Annotated in this window: 9 protein-coding genes, 3 tRNA genes, 3 rRNA genes and 3 pseudogenes; 2 read left to right on the top strand and 16 right to left on the bottom strand. The window is 41.7% G+C overall.

Annotation, left to right across the window (positions count from 1 at the left end; all coding sequences use genetic code 11):
• Positions 1-36: 36 nt before the first annotated feature.
• The 14 genes and pseudogenes from rsfS to B6D67_RS01460 all read right to left on the bottom strand — a co-directional run bounded on the left by rsfS (position 37) and on the right by B6D67_RS01460 (position 11,462).
• Entirely contained in the window at positions 37-390 is a 354-nt protein-coding gene (rsfS, locus tag B6D67_RS01530; RefSeq protein WP_015055915.1) for a ribosome silencing factor, read from the bottom strand.
• 23 nt (positions 391-413) lie between these two features.
• Entirely contained in the window at positions 414-1,007 is a 594-nt protein-coding gene (yqeK, locus tag B6D67_RS01525) for a bis(5'-nucleosyl)-tetraphosphatase (symmetrical) YqeK (protein WP_002985989.1), read from the bottom strand.
• Positions 1,004-1,636 carry a nicotinate-nucleotide adenylyltransferase gene (locus B6D67_RS01520; protein WP_010921896.1) on the bottom strand — a complete coding sequence of 211 codons (633 nt, stop codon included), beginning with the start codon at positions 1,634-1,636 and terminating at the stop codon, positions 1,004-1,006. Before B6D67_RS01520 ends, yqeK begins: the two co-directional genes overlap by 4 nt.
• Before the next feature lie 68 nt (positions 1,637-1,704).
• The gene (yhbY, locus tag B6D67_RS01515) at positions 1,705-2,013 is read right to left on the bottom strand and encodes a ribosome assembly RNA-binding protein YhbY (protein ID WP_002991094.1); all 309 of its coding nucleotides are present in this window, start codon (positions 2,011-2,013) and stop codon (positions 1,705-1,707) included.
• A 24-nt stretch (positions 2,014-2,037) separates the two neighbouring features.
• Positions 2,038-3,156: a ribosome biogenesis GTPase YqeH gene (gene yqeH / locus B6D67_RS01510; protein ID WP_002991828.1), complete on the bottom strand. Its 1,119-nt coding sequence runs from the start codon at positions 3,154-3,156 to the stop codon at positions 2,038-2,040.
• Entirely contained in the window at positions 3,156-3,683 is a 528-nt protein-coding gene (locus B6D67_RS01505; protein ID WP_002991099.1) for a YqeG family HAD IIIA-type phosphatase, read from the bottom strand. Before B6D67_RS01505 ends, yqeH begins: the two co-directional genes overlap by 1 nt.
• Positions 3,684-3,845: 162 nt before the next feature.
• Positions 3,846-4,968, bottom strand: a pseudogene (locus B6D67_RS01495) (ISAs1-like element IS1548 family transposase).
• A 610-nt stretch (positions 4,969-5,578) separates the two neighbouring features.
• Positions 5,579-6,130 carry a sigma-70 RNA polymerase sigma factor region 4 domain-containing protein gene (locus tag B6D67_RS01490; protein ID WP_010921894.1) on the bottom strand — a complete coding sequence of 184 codons (552 nt, stop codon included), beginning with the start codon at positions 6,128-6,130 and terminating at the stop codon, positions 5,579-5,581.
• 25 nt (positions 6,131-6,155) lie between these two features.
• A tRNA-Arg gene (locus B6D67_RS01485) sits at positions 6,156-6,229 on the bottom strand.
• Positions 6,230-6,308: 79 nt separating this feature from the next.
• Positions 6,309-6,382 (bottom strand) — tRNA-Asn (locus B6D67_RS01480).
• A 5-nt stretch (positions 6,383-6,387) separates the two neighbouring features.
• Positions 6,388-6,503: ribosomal RNA gene (rrf, locus tag B6D67_RS01475) — 5S ribosomal RNA — on the bottom strand.
• A gap of 85 nt (positions 6,504-6,588) precedes the next feature.
• Positions 6,589-9,491: ribosomal RNA gene (locus B6D67_RS01470) — 23S ribosomal RNA — on the bottom strand.
• Between the two features lie 298 nt (positions 9,492-9,789).
• Positions 9,790-9,862, bottom strand: a tRNA-Ala gene (locus B6D67_RS01465).
• A gap of 51 nt (positions 9,863-9,913) precedes the next feature.
• Positions 9,914-11,462 (bottom strand): 16S ribosomal RNA (locus B6D67_RS01460).
• Together the 16S, 23S and 5S rRNA genes with 3 tRNA genes alongside form the textbook arrangement of a ribosomal RNA operon.
• Before the next feature lie 471 nt (positions 11,463-11,933).
• Here B6D67_RS01460 and B6D67_RS10630 point away from each other — a divergent pair.
• Positions 11,934-12,193, top strand: a pseudogene (locus B6D67_RS10630) (hypothetical protein); the annotation flags it as partial.
• A 133-nt stretch (positions 12,194-12,326) separates the two neighbouring features.
• Positions 12,327-12,410: pseudogene (locus tag B6D67_RS10605) on the top strand (IS3 family transposase); the annotation flags it as partial.
• A gap of 37 nt (positions 12,411-12,447) precedes the next feature.
• On the opposite strand, the gene B6D67_RS01445 reads toward B6D67_RS10605, so the two are convergent.
• Positions 12,448-13,371: an ATP-binding cassette domain-containing protein gene (locus B6D67_RS01445; protein WP_002986000.1), complete on the bottom strand. Its 924-nt coding sequence runs from the start codon at positions 13,369-13,371 to the stop codon at positions 12,448-12,450.
• Positions 13,364-14,434 carry an ABC transporter ATP-binding protein gene (locus B6D67_RS01440; RefSeq protein WP_010921893.1) on the bottom strand — a complete coding sequence of 357 codons (1,071 nt, stop codon included), beginning with the start codon at positions 14,432-14,434 and terminating at the stop codon, positions 13,364-13,366. Before B6D67_RS01440 ends, B6D67_RS01445 begins: the two co-directional genes overlap by 8 nt.
• Between the last annotated feature and the right edge of the window lies 1 nt (position 14,435).

The following is a 14,435-nucleotide window of genomic DNA, read 5'->3' as shown; positions in this document are numbered from 1 at the left end:
AAAACCCTGTCGTATTGACAAGGTCTCTTTGTAACATTAAGCTAAATAGGCATCTAGAGCCACAGCAGGCGCTTCATGCCACAATTTTTCAAGATTATAGTGGTAACGCTCGTCTTCTAAAAAAAGATGTACCACCACATCGGTCAAATCAAGCAAGACCCAGCCTGCTTGGCTATTACCTTCAACATGGCTAGCATCTCCACCAGCCTCTTTTACCTTTTCACGAATATTATCCGCAATAGCCTCTAATTGACGACTGTTTGTTGCACTCGCAATCACAAAATAATCGGTCAAACTAGTTAACCCCTCTAAATCCAAGGCTAAAATATCTTTAGCACGCTTTTCCTCAGTTGCTTCCACAACAATTTTTAAGAGTTCTTCTTTTTTCATTTTATTCCTCATATCATTATCCATTAGTATTCCTTTAAATAGCTGCAAAACGCATTATAGGTATCCAGAGTTTGTGGGAAAATAGGCTGCGCTTTTGAGGCTAAATAAGCGACAGTGTTCACTGTTTCATAGGCAACAGCCTGATTCAAATCGAGCTTCGCGATTTTTCTAGCGTCATCAACCAAAGGAAAAATGCGACCTTCTTCAATATAATCAGCAACGTATAAGACCTTATCCAGCAAGGTCATCTCAGCAGCACCAACGGTGTGAATTTCAATAGCTCGCAAGATATCTTTGTCTTTTAGCCCTAGGTCTTCTTGAATCTTATAAATACCAACCATACCATGCCAGACATTATTATTCCATTTAGCTAATTCTGGAGATAATTGGTACTTGTCAATTAAGTCTAAAAAGACCTGGTCAGGGCACTCCTTGGCATAATCATGTAAAAGAGCTGCTAACCCTGCTTTGTCTGGGTTACAACCATAACACTCTGCCAAGGACAAGGCTGCCTTTTCCACGCCAAGTACATGTTTAAACCGTTTAGGGCTCATCTGCTCTGCAATTTTTGCTAACAGTTCGGTCCTGCTATAAGGAAGATAATCTTCATATGTCATTGATACAAACCTTCTTGAGTAATGTAGTCTAAAACCCGCTTAGGTAAGAGATAATTGGGCTGACGACCTTTTTTAATAAAATCCCTAATCATACTAGAAGAAATATCTATCAAAGGAAGATCTACCCAAATGACCGGGTAAGAGGTTCCAGCTTTATATTTTGGACGTTGAACTCCAACAAATTGAACGAGTTTGACCAGTTCATCAATACGGTGCCACTTTGGCAAATAATCAACCATATCAGCTCCGATGATAAAATAAAAATCAACATCAGGATGCTGCTCAGTCAAATAAAGCATCGTATCATAGGTATAGCTGATTCCCTGACGTTCAAGTTCACAGGTTTCAATAGCTAGCCCTTCAACATCTTCAATAGCCAATTCCAACATGCGAAGACGATGCTTCTCATCAATAGTCTCTTTGGCATCCACATGCGGTGGTTTACATTCAGGCATCAATAGCACCTGATCTAATCCTAATTGCTGGCGAACTTGATCTGCAACCACAAGGTGTGCATTGTGAATAGGATTAAAATTCCCTCCTAAAATCCCAATCTGTTTGCGGTTGCTTTCTTTTTTTTCTTCCTCTAATTCCACCTTCGTAAAAGGCGTCAACAATTCTAATGCCATACTTTCTCCAAAATTCTCGCGACAATAGTCCTCGTCTCATAAAACCAGTCCCTATACAAATAAAAGGACTAGATTGCTTTAACTTTAGGGGACAACTTGCGGTTTTCTTTCTTAGCAGAAACCTTATAGAGAATCAAGATACGACCAATTTTCAAAACCGTATCACACCCAATTTCTTCTTCTAAAATCTCTGCTACTTCATGAATATCTTCATCAGTATTTTGCAACAAAGTGACCTTTATCAATTCTCTAGCATCCAAAGCTTGACGAATACTAGTCTTAATGTGGTCATTTAATCCATTTTTGCCAATTTGTACAATCGGTTTTAAGCTATGAGCCTCAGATTTTAAGAAAGCTCTTTGTTTACTTGTAAGCATTTTTTTCCAACTTCTTTTTTATTTTTAAATAATCGCTTTACGAACAATGACAGCAACCCCTTCAGGAGCCCATGCAGCAACTATCGCTTTTGAGTCTTTTTGACCATTAACACGAATCCATCCTAGACCAGAAAAAACAATATCCATTTTCTGATCAATTGTAAATTCATGACGAACTAATTTAGGAAATGCAGTCAACTCTTTCTTATCTGGCGGGGTTAACAAAGTTCCAACATGCTTATCATAAAAAGCATCTGCTCCAGCTAATTTTGTACGATGTAATTCTAGTTGATTGTCAAAAAAAGCTGTAAATCCTTGACGCTCACCGTTGATAAAGTCAAAGCGAGCCAGACCACCTAAAAAGAGAGTTTGTTCTGGATTTAATTGATACGTCTTAGGCTTGATTTCCTTCTTAGGACTCACTATTTTTAGCTCTTTAGGGGATAAATAATGAGCCATCTGGTGCCTGTGAATAATTCCTGGCGTATCAAAAATGAACGTCCCATCATCCAAAGGAATTTCAATTTTGTCAAGAGTTGTCCCAGGAAAACGAGACGTCGTGATGACATCCTTGTTACCAGTAATCTCTTGGATAATAGCATTAATCAAGGTTGATTTACCAACATTAGTGACCCCCACAACATAAACATCTCGACCATTACGTAACTCATTGATACGCCCAATCAAGTCTTTAATCGCATATTTATTTTGAGCGCTCGTTAACATAACGTCTAATGGGCGAAGACCTTCTTCGTGTGCACGTTCCGTCAACCATTGAGTAACTTTACCATCCTTAACAGACTTTGGCAAAATATCTTTTTTATTCCCAACCAGTAAGACATCATTACCAGAAATAAAGCGAGATAGACCTGGAATAATAGAACCATTAAAGTCAAAAATATCAATCACATTAACCACAAGAGCATCACTATCACCCACTTCGTGAAGAAGTCTTAAAAATTCATCATCGGTAATATGGACATCTGTAATTTCATTATAATGCCTCAATCTAAAGCAGCGCTGACAATAGAGTTCTCCTGTTTCCATACCCTTTTTCAAAGCAGCAGCTGGCGTAAAACCAGCTTTTTCTTTATCTTCAGTTTGAATCTGGATACCACAGCCTATACAAAATAATTCTTCCATTAAATTCCTTTTTGATATGATAATTTACCATATTTCTCTTCTAATTTTGCCATCACACGGCGTTCACGCCAGCGGTTAATTTTAGTATTCCAAGCATCAGAAGCAACAAGTGGTTTGACTAAAACTGATTTTATTCCAGCTCTATGACTAGCTCTGATATCAGTCATTAGTTGATCTCCAACCATGATAACCTCGTTGCGATCAAATCCATAACGAGCAATGGCTTTTTCAATACCATAAGCAAATGGCTTCAAAGCACGGCTAATAAAGTCAACACCAAATCGTGAAACGGCACGCTCAACACGAGAATGTTTATTATTTGAAACAACAACCACGCTAATATCCGCGATAGTCATTTCATCAAGCCAAGCGCGAACCTCTGGTGTGCCATCAGGATTATTCCATGCAATTAAGGTATTATCTAAATCCACTAAAACAGCCGTAATACCATGACGCAACAAATCATTTGCTCTTAAATCATAAATAGCCTCTACCATATAGGTCGGCCTATAATCATCGATACTCATGTCATCTCCAAAATAATTAGTACTTTCTATTTTATCATATTTTTTTTGAAATAGCATTTAAAACCATAGTTAAATCACGCCGTACGCATGAAAACTTTCTCTTCATCCTTTTGTGCCCGGACATCAATTTTGAAAAGATTCCTTTTTAAATCAATCATCTGCTTAACCTCTTTCTCCAAATAATTGGACTAAATAATCTTCCAAATGGACAGAAATATACCGTTGTTTGCGACGATAACTGAGGTCTTTTTTAGGAAATACCATCACTTTGAGAAAATATAAGCACATTTTTCGGATAAGATTTAGGTTAAATGCGGCTCTTTTATCCAATGTCTGATGATGATCTTCATGATAAACAACGTCCAATAACCAGTGCATACTCTCTATCTGCCAATGACCTCGTACACAATTGGCAAATGTGAGGACATCCGGCTTAAAGCTAAAGATAAAATAACGATTCTCTTGACTCAGCTGACCATCCTTATCAATCGTGTTACGAGTCATCCCAATACCACGTAACTTATGCCATTTGGGATGGTTTTGACACAACCATTTGATATCGGAAGACACCCAGTATTCTCTAACTTCTAGATTTTTCAACAGTCTGATAATACTGCGCATTTTCTTGGAGTTCTTCCAATAAGTTGACATCACTAAAATAAAGAGCAATATCATCATAAAGTGTTTCTTGATTTCCTTTGACGGCTAAGCAATAGTCTGCTTTACCTTTTATAATCGTATCAACGATAGCCGTCTGCGTGCCCATTGCGTCTATCGTTACAATGCTTTTACGGATATCAATTGTCCGCAATAGCTGAGGGATGGCAACAATTTCATTACTTTTCTCCTCAACCGCTACCTGTCCCAAACTAAGATGATGACCCCCATCATAAGCCGTTACAATATGAACAGGCTTCTGATTTTTACCTCGATTGCCTCGAATCGTTTTACCGTCCACTGAAATCAGTTGATGAACGGCATCTAAGCTTGTCAATGATTGCTCAAATTGAACTTTAAGCTCTTTTAAACGGTCTGAATTAACAAGACTAATCACACGCTCTAAGGTATCATGAGACGAGCAACCTTCACTCAAATCAACGTAGGTCGCAAACAATGGTTCATTCATTTCAATAAAATCTTCCATCTCCTTCCAGGTTTCAATGCCAGCTAACTGACAAACGAAGACAAGAAATAGAATGGTTGATAAGGGGGAGCGAATTTTCCAAGATTGACGACTATCCAATTCAACTGCGCAATCATCAATAGAAATAATAAAATCAATCATCGTAGTCACCTCATCTATAGTGTACTACTTTGATTGATTTTGTCATTATGAATCTAGTTTTCTAAAAACAAAAGTTTCTGCATGCGTTTGGCGTGATAGTTAAATATACTAGATATGTTTGACATTACAACTAGATATGATACCTCAACTCGAAAAGATAACACCTTGATATGCTCAACAATAGACTCTTCTAATGGTTAGTGTAACACAAAACACTCGTTGTTTGACACTCTATAAATTCACTGCCAAGCTATCTAAACGTACCACAGTACTGATATACAAAAATCTTATCAAGAGTCAACTCCTGATAAGATAATCACAAATGATTTCGTTTTGAACTTGTTTAGACGTATATCCTTGACAAGGATATCAAATACATTTAAATACAGTAGATATCCGCAAAAAGTATTAAACATATCAGCTCTTCTGACCTATGCCGATATTTTTCTTTGACTATTCAGTATTTACTATAGTTTATACTATTTTATCCCATACTTGTGAACTTACTTGTAAACAGGACAGTCGCCAGATAACACATGATAATAACTGTAAATCAAAAAATGATTACACTTTTTTCATAGATTTACCCCCAATTCCTTATAGGTCTTGCTTACAACTGCTGTGCAAATTCCTTAAAATAGGGACTGATCTTCCTAAGTAGAGCACGTCTTCCCTTGAAACGTTCGCCCCTGATAAGTGCTTGAAACTGCATACGCTCTTGCGAATTTAATTGGTTCTCTAAGCTAGCTATTACCTCTTGATAAGCCACATAGTCGTCTAGCCATAACCCTCTCGATGGAATGGCATGTGCAACCTCCCCTATCTCTTCATATGCTAACTTATGGAACTGACGCTTTTGACTTTCTTGACGGCGTAATAAATCTTTCAAATAAGATGAAAATTTTGTTTTAAAATAGCGATATAAACGCTCTTCTTCCTCAATTAACTCTGGGTACCTTTCTAGTAACTGTAATAAGATAATATGTCCTTCTTGTAACCAGTCATCTCTATCCCACAATTGAATATAATAGTGTCGCTTTAATTTCAAAATAATGGGCTTAACTTTTTCAAACGCTGCTCTTGTCTCTATCGACATTTTGAGTCTCCTTTTCTTTTTAACTATCCCTAGTATAAAGAGAACCACAAAAAAACAACAGGACATTAATGTCCTGTTGTTTTTTTCATTATGCACCCTAGAGGAGTCGAACCTCTAACCGCCTGATTCGTAGTCAGGTACTCTATCCAGTTGAGCTAAGGGTGCCAACGCATATCTTGCCTCTATCTTACCACACTCTTCTCTAAAATGCAAAAAAAGATAGGACGCTTCCTACCTCTCTCTACTCCGCCAGTAGGACTCGAACCTACGACATCATGATTAACAGTCATGCGCTACTACCAACTGAGCTATGGCGGATAAACGCTAAGCGACTACCTTATCTCACAGGGGGCAACCCCCAACTACATCAGGCGTTCTAGGGCTTAACTGCTGTGTTCGGCATGGGTACAGGTGTATCTCCTAGGCTATCGTCACTTAACTTGTAAATGTGCTATTTTCATAACCCACTCAAAATTGAATATCTATAGTCTAACAAGAATCCGTAACGTTGTCAATATTTCTTTTTGGATAAGTCCTCGAGCTATTAGTATTAGTCCGCTACATGTATCGCTACACTTACACTCCTAACCTATCTACCTGATCATCTCTCAGGGCTCTTACTGATATAAAATCATGGGAAATCTCATCTTGAGGGGGGCTTCGCACTTAGATGCTTTCAGCGCTTATCCCTTCCCTACATAGCTACCCAGCGATGCCTTTGGCAAGACAACTGGTACACCAGCGGTAAGTCCACTCTGGTCCTCTCGTACTAGGAGCAGATCCTCTCAAATTTCCTACGCCCGCGACGGATAGGGACCGAACTGTCTCACGACGTTCTGAACCCAGCTCGCGTGCCGCTTTAATGGGCGAACAGCCCAACCCTTGGGACCGACTACAGCCCCAGGATGCGACGAGCCGACATCGAGGTGCCAAACCTCCCCGTCGATGTGAACTCTTGGGGGAGATAAGCCTGTTATCCCCAGGGTAGCTTTTATCCGTTGAGCGATGGCCCTTCCATTCGGTACCACCGGATCACTAAGCCCGACTTTCGTCCCTGCTCGAGTTGTAGCTCTCGCAGTCAAGCTCCCTTATACCTTTACACTCTGCGATTGATTTCCAACCAATCTGAGGGAACCTTTGGGCGCCTCCGTTACTCTTTAGGAGGCGACCGCCCCAGTCAAACTGCCCGTCAGACACTGTCTCCGATAGGGATAACCTATCTGGGTTAGAGTAGCCATAACACAAGGGTAGTATCCCAACAACGCCTCATTCGAAACTGGCGTCCCGAAGTCAATGGCTCCTACCTATCCTGTACATGTGGTACAGATACTCAATATCAAACTGCAGTAAAGCTCCATGGGGTCTTTCCGTCCTGTCGCGGGTAACCTGCATCTTCACAGGTACTAAAATTTCACCGAGTCTCTCGTTGAGACAGTGCCCAAATCATTACGCCTTTCGTGCGGGTCGGAACTTACCCGACAAGGAATTTCGCTACCTTAGGACCGTTATAGTTACGGCCGCCGTTTACTGGGGCTTCAATTCAGATCTTCGCTTGCGCTAAACCCTCCTCTTAACCTTCCAGCACCGGGCAGGCGTCACCCCCTATACATCATCTTACGATTTAGCAGAGAGCTGTGTTTTTGATAAACAGTTGCTTGGGCCTATTCACTGCGGCTGACCTAAGTCAGCACCCCTTCTCCCGAAGTTACGGGGTCATTTTGCCGAGTTCCTTAACGAGAGTTCTCTCGATCACCTGAGGCTACTCGCCTCGACTACCTGTGTCGGTTTGCGGTACGGGTAGAGTATCATTAAACGCTAGAAGCTTTTCTTGGCAGTGTGACATCACTAACTTCGCTACTAAAATTCGCTCCCCATCACAGCTCAATGTTATAAAGATAAGCATTTGACTCATCTTACACCTCACTGCTTAGCCGGACTCTTCCAATCGTCCGGTTTAGTTAGCCTACTGCGTCCCTCCATCACTATATACTCTAGTACAGGAATATCAACCTGTTGGCCATCGGATACACCTTTCGGTCTCTCCTTAGGTCCCGACTAACCCAGGGCGGACGAGCCTTCCCCTGGAAACCTTAGTCTTACGGTGGACAGGATTCTCACCTGTCTTTCGCTACTCATACCGGCATTCTCACTTCTATGCGTTCCAGCGCTCCTCACGGTACACCTTCTTCACACATAGAACGCTCTCCTACCATGACACTTTTGTGTCATCCACAGCTTCGGTAAACTGTTTTAGCCCCGGTACATTTTCGGCGCAGGGTCACTCGACTAGTGAGCTATTACGCACTCTTTGAATGAATAGCTGCTTCTAAGCTAACATCCTAGTTGTCTGTGCAACCCCACATCCTTTTCCACTTAACAGTTATTTTGGGACCTTAGCTGGTGGTCTGGGCTGTTTCCCTTTCGACTACGGATCTTAGCACTCGCAGTCTGACTGCCGATGATATCTCGTTGGCATTCGGAGTTTATCTGAGATTGGTAATCCGAGATGGACCCCTCACCCAAACAGTGCTCTACCTCCAAGAGACTTAACATCGACGCTAGCCCTAAAGCTATTTCGGAGAGAACCAGCTATCTCCAAGTTCGTTTGGAATTTCTCCGCTACCCACAAGTCATCCAAGCACTTTTCAACGTGCCCTGGTTCGGTCCTCCAGTGAGTTTTACCTCACCTTCAACCTGCTCATGGGTAGGTCACATGGTTTCGGGTCTACAACATGATACTAAATCGCCCTATTAAGACTCGGTTTCCCTACGGCTCCGTCTCTTCAACTTAACCTCGCATCATATCGTAACTCGCCGGTTCATTCTACAAAAGGCACGCTCTCACCCATTAACGGGCTCGAACTTGTTGTAGGCACACGGTTTCAGGTTCTATTTCACTCCCCTCCCGGGGTGCTTTTCACCTTTCCCTCACGGTACTGGTTCACTATCGGTCACTAGAGAGTATTTAGGGTTGGGAGATGGTCCTCCCAGATTCCAACGAGATTTCACGTGTCTCGCCGTACTCAGGATACTGCTAGGGCTCAAAAGAATTTTAAATACGAGGCTTTTACTCTCTTTGGCTTACCTTCCCAGGTAATTCTTCTATCCTTTTAAAGTCCCACGTCGCAGTCCTACAACCCCGAAGTGTAAACACTTCGGTTTGCCCTCCTGCCGTTTCGCTCGCCGCTACTAAGGCAATCGCGTTTGCTTTCTCTTCCTGCAGCTACTTAGATGTTTCAGTTCACTGCGTCTTCCTTCTCATAACCTTAACAGTTATGGATACTAACCATTAGTTAGTGGGTTCCCCCATTCGGACATCTCTGGATCAGCGCTTACTTACAGCTCCCCAAAGCATTTCGTCGTTTGTCACGTCCTTCTTCGGCTTCTAGTGCCAAGGCATCCACCGTGCGCCCTTATTAACTTAACCTTATTAACCTAGTTTTTTTAAACTAGAAAACTTATTAAATAGTCACAGCGTTTTCGGTTTATTTTCTTGTTACTTTTCTACAATCTATTTCTAGATCGTGGAATTTGATATAGATATTCAATTTTCAATGGACTATTATATAGGATACTAAGCAACGCTCGCTTTAGCGAAACTTCTGTAGAAAATTAGGAATCTGACCATGTGGGCCTTGCACACAAGGGAAGATTGTCCATTTTCCTAGGAAGTGAGTTGCGTGTTCAACTTCACTTGTATTAAGTTTAGTAGGATTGTATCCTGATGGAGCCTAGCGGGATCGAACCGCTGACCTCCTGCGTGCAAAGCAGGCGCTCTCCCAGCTGAGCTAAGGCCCCACAAGACCTCTCAAAACTAAATAAGACGATAAACGTGTTCCATTTCCTTAGAAAGGAGGTGATCCAGCCGCACCTTCCGATACGGCTACCTTGTTACGACTTCACCCCAATCATCTATCCCACCTTAGGCGGCTGGCTCCTAATAGGTTACCTCACCGACTTCGGGTGTTACAAACTCTCGTGGTGTGACGGGCGGTGTGTACAAGGCCCGGGAACGTATTCACCGCGGCGTGCTGATCCGCGATTACTAGCGATTCCGACTTCATGTAGGCGAGTTGCAGCCTACAATCCGAACTGAGATTGGCTTTAAGAGATTAGCTTGCCGTCACCGGCTTGCGACTCGTTGTACCAACCATTGTAGCACGTGTGTAGCCCAGGTCATAAGGGGCATGATGATTTGACGTCATCCCCACCTTCCTCCGGTTTATTACCGGCAGTCTCGCTAGAGTGCCCAACTTAATGATGGCAACTAACAATAGGGGTTGCGCTCGTTGCGGGACTTAACCCAACATCTCACGACACGAGCTGACGACAACCATGCACCACCTGTCACCGATGTACCGAAGTAAAACTCTATCTCTAGAGCGGGCATCGGGATGTCAAGACCTGGTAAGGTTCTTCGCGTTGCTTCGAATTAAACCACATGCTCCACCGCTTGTGCGGGCCCCCGTCAATTCCTTTGAGTTTCAACCTTGCGGTCGTACTCCCCAGGCGGAGTGCTTAATGCGTTAGCTCCGGCACTAAGCCCCGGAAAGGGCCTAACACCTAGCACTCATCGTTTACGGCGTGGACTACCAGGGTATCTAATCCTGTTTGCTCCCCACGCTTTCGAGCCTCAGCGTCAGTTACAGACCAGAGAGCCGCTTTCGCCACCGGTGTTCCTCCATATATCTACGCATTTCACCGCTACACATGGAATTCCACTCTCCCCTTCTGCACTCAAGTTCTCCAGTTTCCAAAGCGTACATTGGTTGAGCCAATGCCTTTAACTTCAGACTTAAAAAACCGCCTGCGCTCGCTTTACGCCCAATAAATCCGGACAACGCTCGGGACCTACGTATTACCGCGGCTGCTGGCACGTAGTTAGCCGTCCCTTTCTGGTTAGTTACCGTCACTTGGTGGATTTTCCACTCCCACCATCATTCTTCTCTAACAACAGAGCTTTACGATCCGAAAACCTTCTTCACTCACGCGGCGTTGCTCGGTCAGGGTTGCCCCCATTGCCGAAGATTCCCTACTGCTGCCTCCCGTAGGAGTCTGGGCCGTGTCTCAGTCCCAGTGTGGCCGATCACCCTCTCAGGTCGGCTATGTATCGTCGCCTTGGTGAGCCTTTACCTCACCAACTAGCTAATACAACGCAGGTCCATCTCATAGTGGAGCAATTGCCCCTTTTAAATTACTAACATGCGTTAGTCTCTCTTATGCGGTATTAGCTATCGTTTCCAATAGTTATCCCCCGCTATGAGGTAGGTTACCTACGCGTTACTCACCCGTTCGCAACTCCTTGAACCGGTGCAAGCACCAGTTCTCAGCGTTCTACTTGCATGTATTAGGCACGCCGCCAGCGTTCGTCCTGAGCCAGGATCAAACTCTCTTTAATTTGCGTTTGAACTTACTCGTTCCTTCTGTCGCTGACAGATTTATTTCTCGTTTCTTGACGGGTAATATGTCTCCATATCACCCTCACGTTTGGTTCGTCTTATTCAGTTCTCAAAGGTCTTAACGTCTCCTAAGAGACAACTTCTTTATTCTATCAGGTTTCTCATAGCCTGTCAACTACTTTTTCATCTTTTTTCAATAAGTGTGTTACAGGAACCTCTCTGACAGCTTTATTAGTATACGATATCTTTACTGTCATTGTCAACTCTTTTTTTACTTTTTTTGTACTTTTTTATTTGCCCGCGTTGTAAAATGAAGTGCAACAAAAAAGAGAAAAAGCCTTGAACTACACCCCAAACGTTAGACAAAAAAATCTAACGTTCGGGGTATTTTTTATGAAATTAAGTGATGAAAGTACGAAATAGACATCGTTAAGAAAGAAAAAAATATCTACTATCCACCAGAGATAAAGCAAGAAATAATGGATAACGTTTTGATAGAAGGCCCGCCACAATACCAAGTATCACTTGTTTATGGCTTGTTACATGCAGGAACTCTCCCAAGTTGAATAGCACAATATAAGAAAAACAGTTATACTGTTGAGAAAACAAGAGCAAGACCATCACAAACAGGACGTAAACCAAAAGAAACCTGAAGAAATGACTAAATTAGAGCGGCTTCAAGAAGAAAATGAATATCTCAGAACTGAGGTTGCTTACTTAAAAAAACCGAGGAACTCCGTTTGAAAGAAGCATCTCTGCAAAGAAGAAGACAAAAAAACCATTATAAAAAATGGACAAAGACGAGTTCTGATTAGATTTTCTTTTAAGAACGGCTGTATTGACTCGTTCTACCTACTATTATCATCGATTATTGCAACAATAAACGTATCAAAATAAAACTAAAAGGACTTAGTCCTCTACAATACAAAACTAAATCCTTTACTTAAAATAGAGTAGCCAACTTTTGGGGTCAGTGCATCTCTTTTACAATTCTTTTTGATATTTTTCAATTTCTGCTTGGTTTGCCCAAACAAAGTGATTTGGTTTGATTTCAACCATTGATGGCTTATCTAATGTATAATCATGTTGGTCTGGATGATAGACAACAAGTTCTTTTTGACGCTCTAAAATTGGATCTGGGATAGGCACGGCTGATAACAAAGATTGGGTGTAGGGATGAATTGGGTTATTAAACAGTTCTTCTGTTTCTGCAACTTCTACAATAACCCCTTTATGGATAACCGCAATACGATCTGAAATAAAGCGAACGACTGAAAGATCATGGGCAATGAAGAGATAAGTCAAACCTTTTTCGGCTTGCATTCTTTTAAGAAGATTCAAGACCTGTGCGCGAACGGAAACGTCCAAAGCTGAAATCGGTTCATCAGCAATAACGAATTCAGGGTTCATTACTAGGGCTCTAGCGATACCGATCCGCTGACGTTGACCTCCTGAAAATTCATGAGGGTAGCGCGTCAAATGCTCTGATAGCAAACCAACTTCGGCCATCATGTTCTTAATTTTTTCTTTACGTTCTTCCTCTGTTTTAAACAGATTAAAGTTATAAAGACCTTCTGAAATGATGTAGTCAACGGTTGCCCGTTCATTCAAACTAGCAGCGGGATCTTGGAAAATCATTTGAATTTTACGAATGAGCTCATTGGCTTCTGATTTTGATTTTCTGCCATTAATTACTTTCCCATCGTATAAAATTTGACCTGAACTAGTATCGTTCAAACCAATAATAGCACGACCAATTGTTGTTTTACCACTCCCAGATTCTCCAACTAAAGAAAAGGTTTCTCCTTTTTTAATAAAGAAATTAGCATTTTTAACTGCAACAAATTTTTTCTTTCCTTCTCCGAAGGAAATTTCTAGGTCTTTTACTTCGACTAATTTCTCAGACATTTCCTTCCTCCTGTTGTGACATTTTTCTTAAGATTTTTTGATGCAAATCTTGAATGACTTCTGGTTTTTGAACTTTTGGAGCCTCTGGGTGTAAAAGCCATGTTTTGGCCCAATGAGTCTCAGATACGTTAATCGCCGGAGGTGCTTTTTCAAAGTCTAAAACCATAGCATATTCTGAGCGAAGTGCAAAGGCATCTCCGATAATTGGTGAATAAAGTGATGGAGGCGTTCCTGGAATAGCGTAAAGTTCACCAGATTCATCTGCCAACTGCGGTAAGCTAGACAGCAAACTCCATGTATAGGGGTGTCTTGGATCATAGAAAATCTCTTCGACTGTTCCAAATTCAACAATTTCTCCTGCATACATGACAGCCACTTTATCTGCAATGCTTGCCACAACACCTAAATCGTGCGTAATAAAGATAATGGTGAAATGATATTCTCGTTGAAGCGACTTCAATAACTCAACGATTTGAGCTTGAATAGTCACATCAAGGGCTGTTGTTGGCTCATCACAGATAAGAATATCTGGGCGACAAGCTAAAGCAATAGCGATAACAATACGTTGACGCATTCCTCCTGAATACTCAAATGGGTAATCTTCAAAGCGTTTTTTGGCATTTGGGATACCCACTTTATTCATGTAATCAAGGGCCATTTCTTTAGCTTTGGCATGACTTACTTTTTGGTGCTTAATAATCACTTCTGTGATTTGGCTACCGATAGTTTTAATGGGACTAAGACTGGTCATTGGGTCTTGGAAAATCGTTGCGATTTTTGAGCCGCGAATCTTTGCCCACTCTTTATTTGTTTTTAAATCTGTCAATTCTTGCCCACGATAGACAATTGAACCATTAGCAATGCGTCCATTAGACTCCAACATCCCTGTAAAGGTCTTTGTTAAAACAGATTTACCTGAGCCTGATTCCCCTACAAAAGCAAGGACTTCTCCTTCAACAAGTTCCAGTGAGACGTTACGGATAGCTGTTAAAACACGATCACGCACATCAAATTCTACCACCACATCTTTGGCAGTTAAGATTACATTATTTTCTTTTGTCATT

Source organism: Streptococcus pyogenes, assembly GCF_002055535.1.
Lineage (GTDB): Bacteria > Bacillota > Bacilli > Lactobacillales > Streptococcaceae > Streptococcus > Streptococcus pyogenes.
Note: the sequence above shows the minus strand (reverse complement) of the source record. Positions and strands in the feature narration are given on the sequence as shown.

Coding starts and splice junctions, on each gene's coding strand:
- rsfS (WP_015055915.1), bottom strand. CDS start 390: ATGAAAAAAGAAGAACTCTTAAAAATTGTTGTGGAAGCAACTGAGGAA.
- yqeK (WP_002985989.1), bottom strand. CDS start 1,007: ATGACATATGAAGATTATCTTCCTTATAGCAGGACCGAACTGTTAGCA.
- B6D67_RS01520 (WP_010921896.1), bottom strand. CDS start 1,636: ATGGCATTAGAATTGTTGACGCCTTTTACGAAGGTGGAATTAGAGGAA.
- yhbY (WP_002991094.1), bottom strand. CDS start 2,013: ATGCTTACAAGTAAACAAAGAGCTTTCTTAAAATCTGAGGCTCATAGC.
- yqeH (WP_002991828.1), bottom strand. CDS start 3,156: ATGGAAGAATTATTTTGTATAGGCTGTGGTATCCAGATTCAAACTGAA.
- B6D67_RS01505 (WP_002991099.1), bottom strand. CDS start 3,683: ATGAGTATCGATGATTATAGGCCGACCTATATGGTAGAGGCTATTTAT.
- B6D67_RS01490 (WP_010921894.1), bottom strand. CDS start 6,130: ATGTCCTGTTGTTTTTTTGTGGTTCTCTTTATACTAGGGATAGTTAAA.
- B6D67_RS01445 (WP_002986000.1), bottom strand. CDS start 13,371: ATGTCTGAGAAATTAGTCGAAGTAAAAGACCTAGAAATTTCCTTCGGA.
- B6D67_RS01440 (WP_010921893.1), bottom strand. CDS start 14,434: ATGACAAAAGAAAATAATGTAATCTTAACTGCCAAAGATGTGGTGGTA.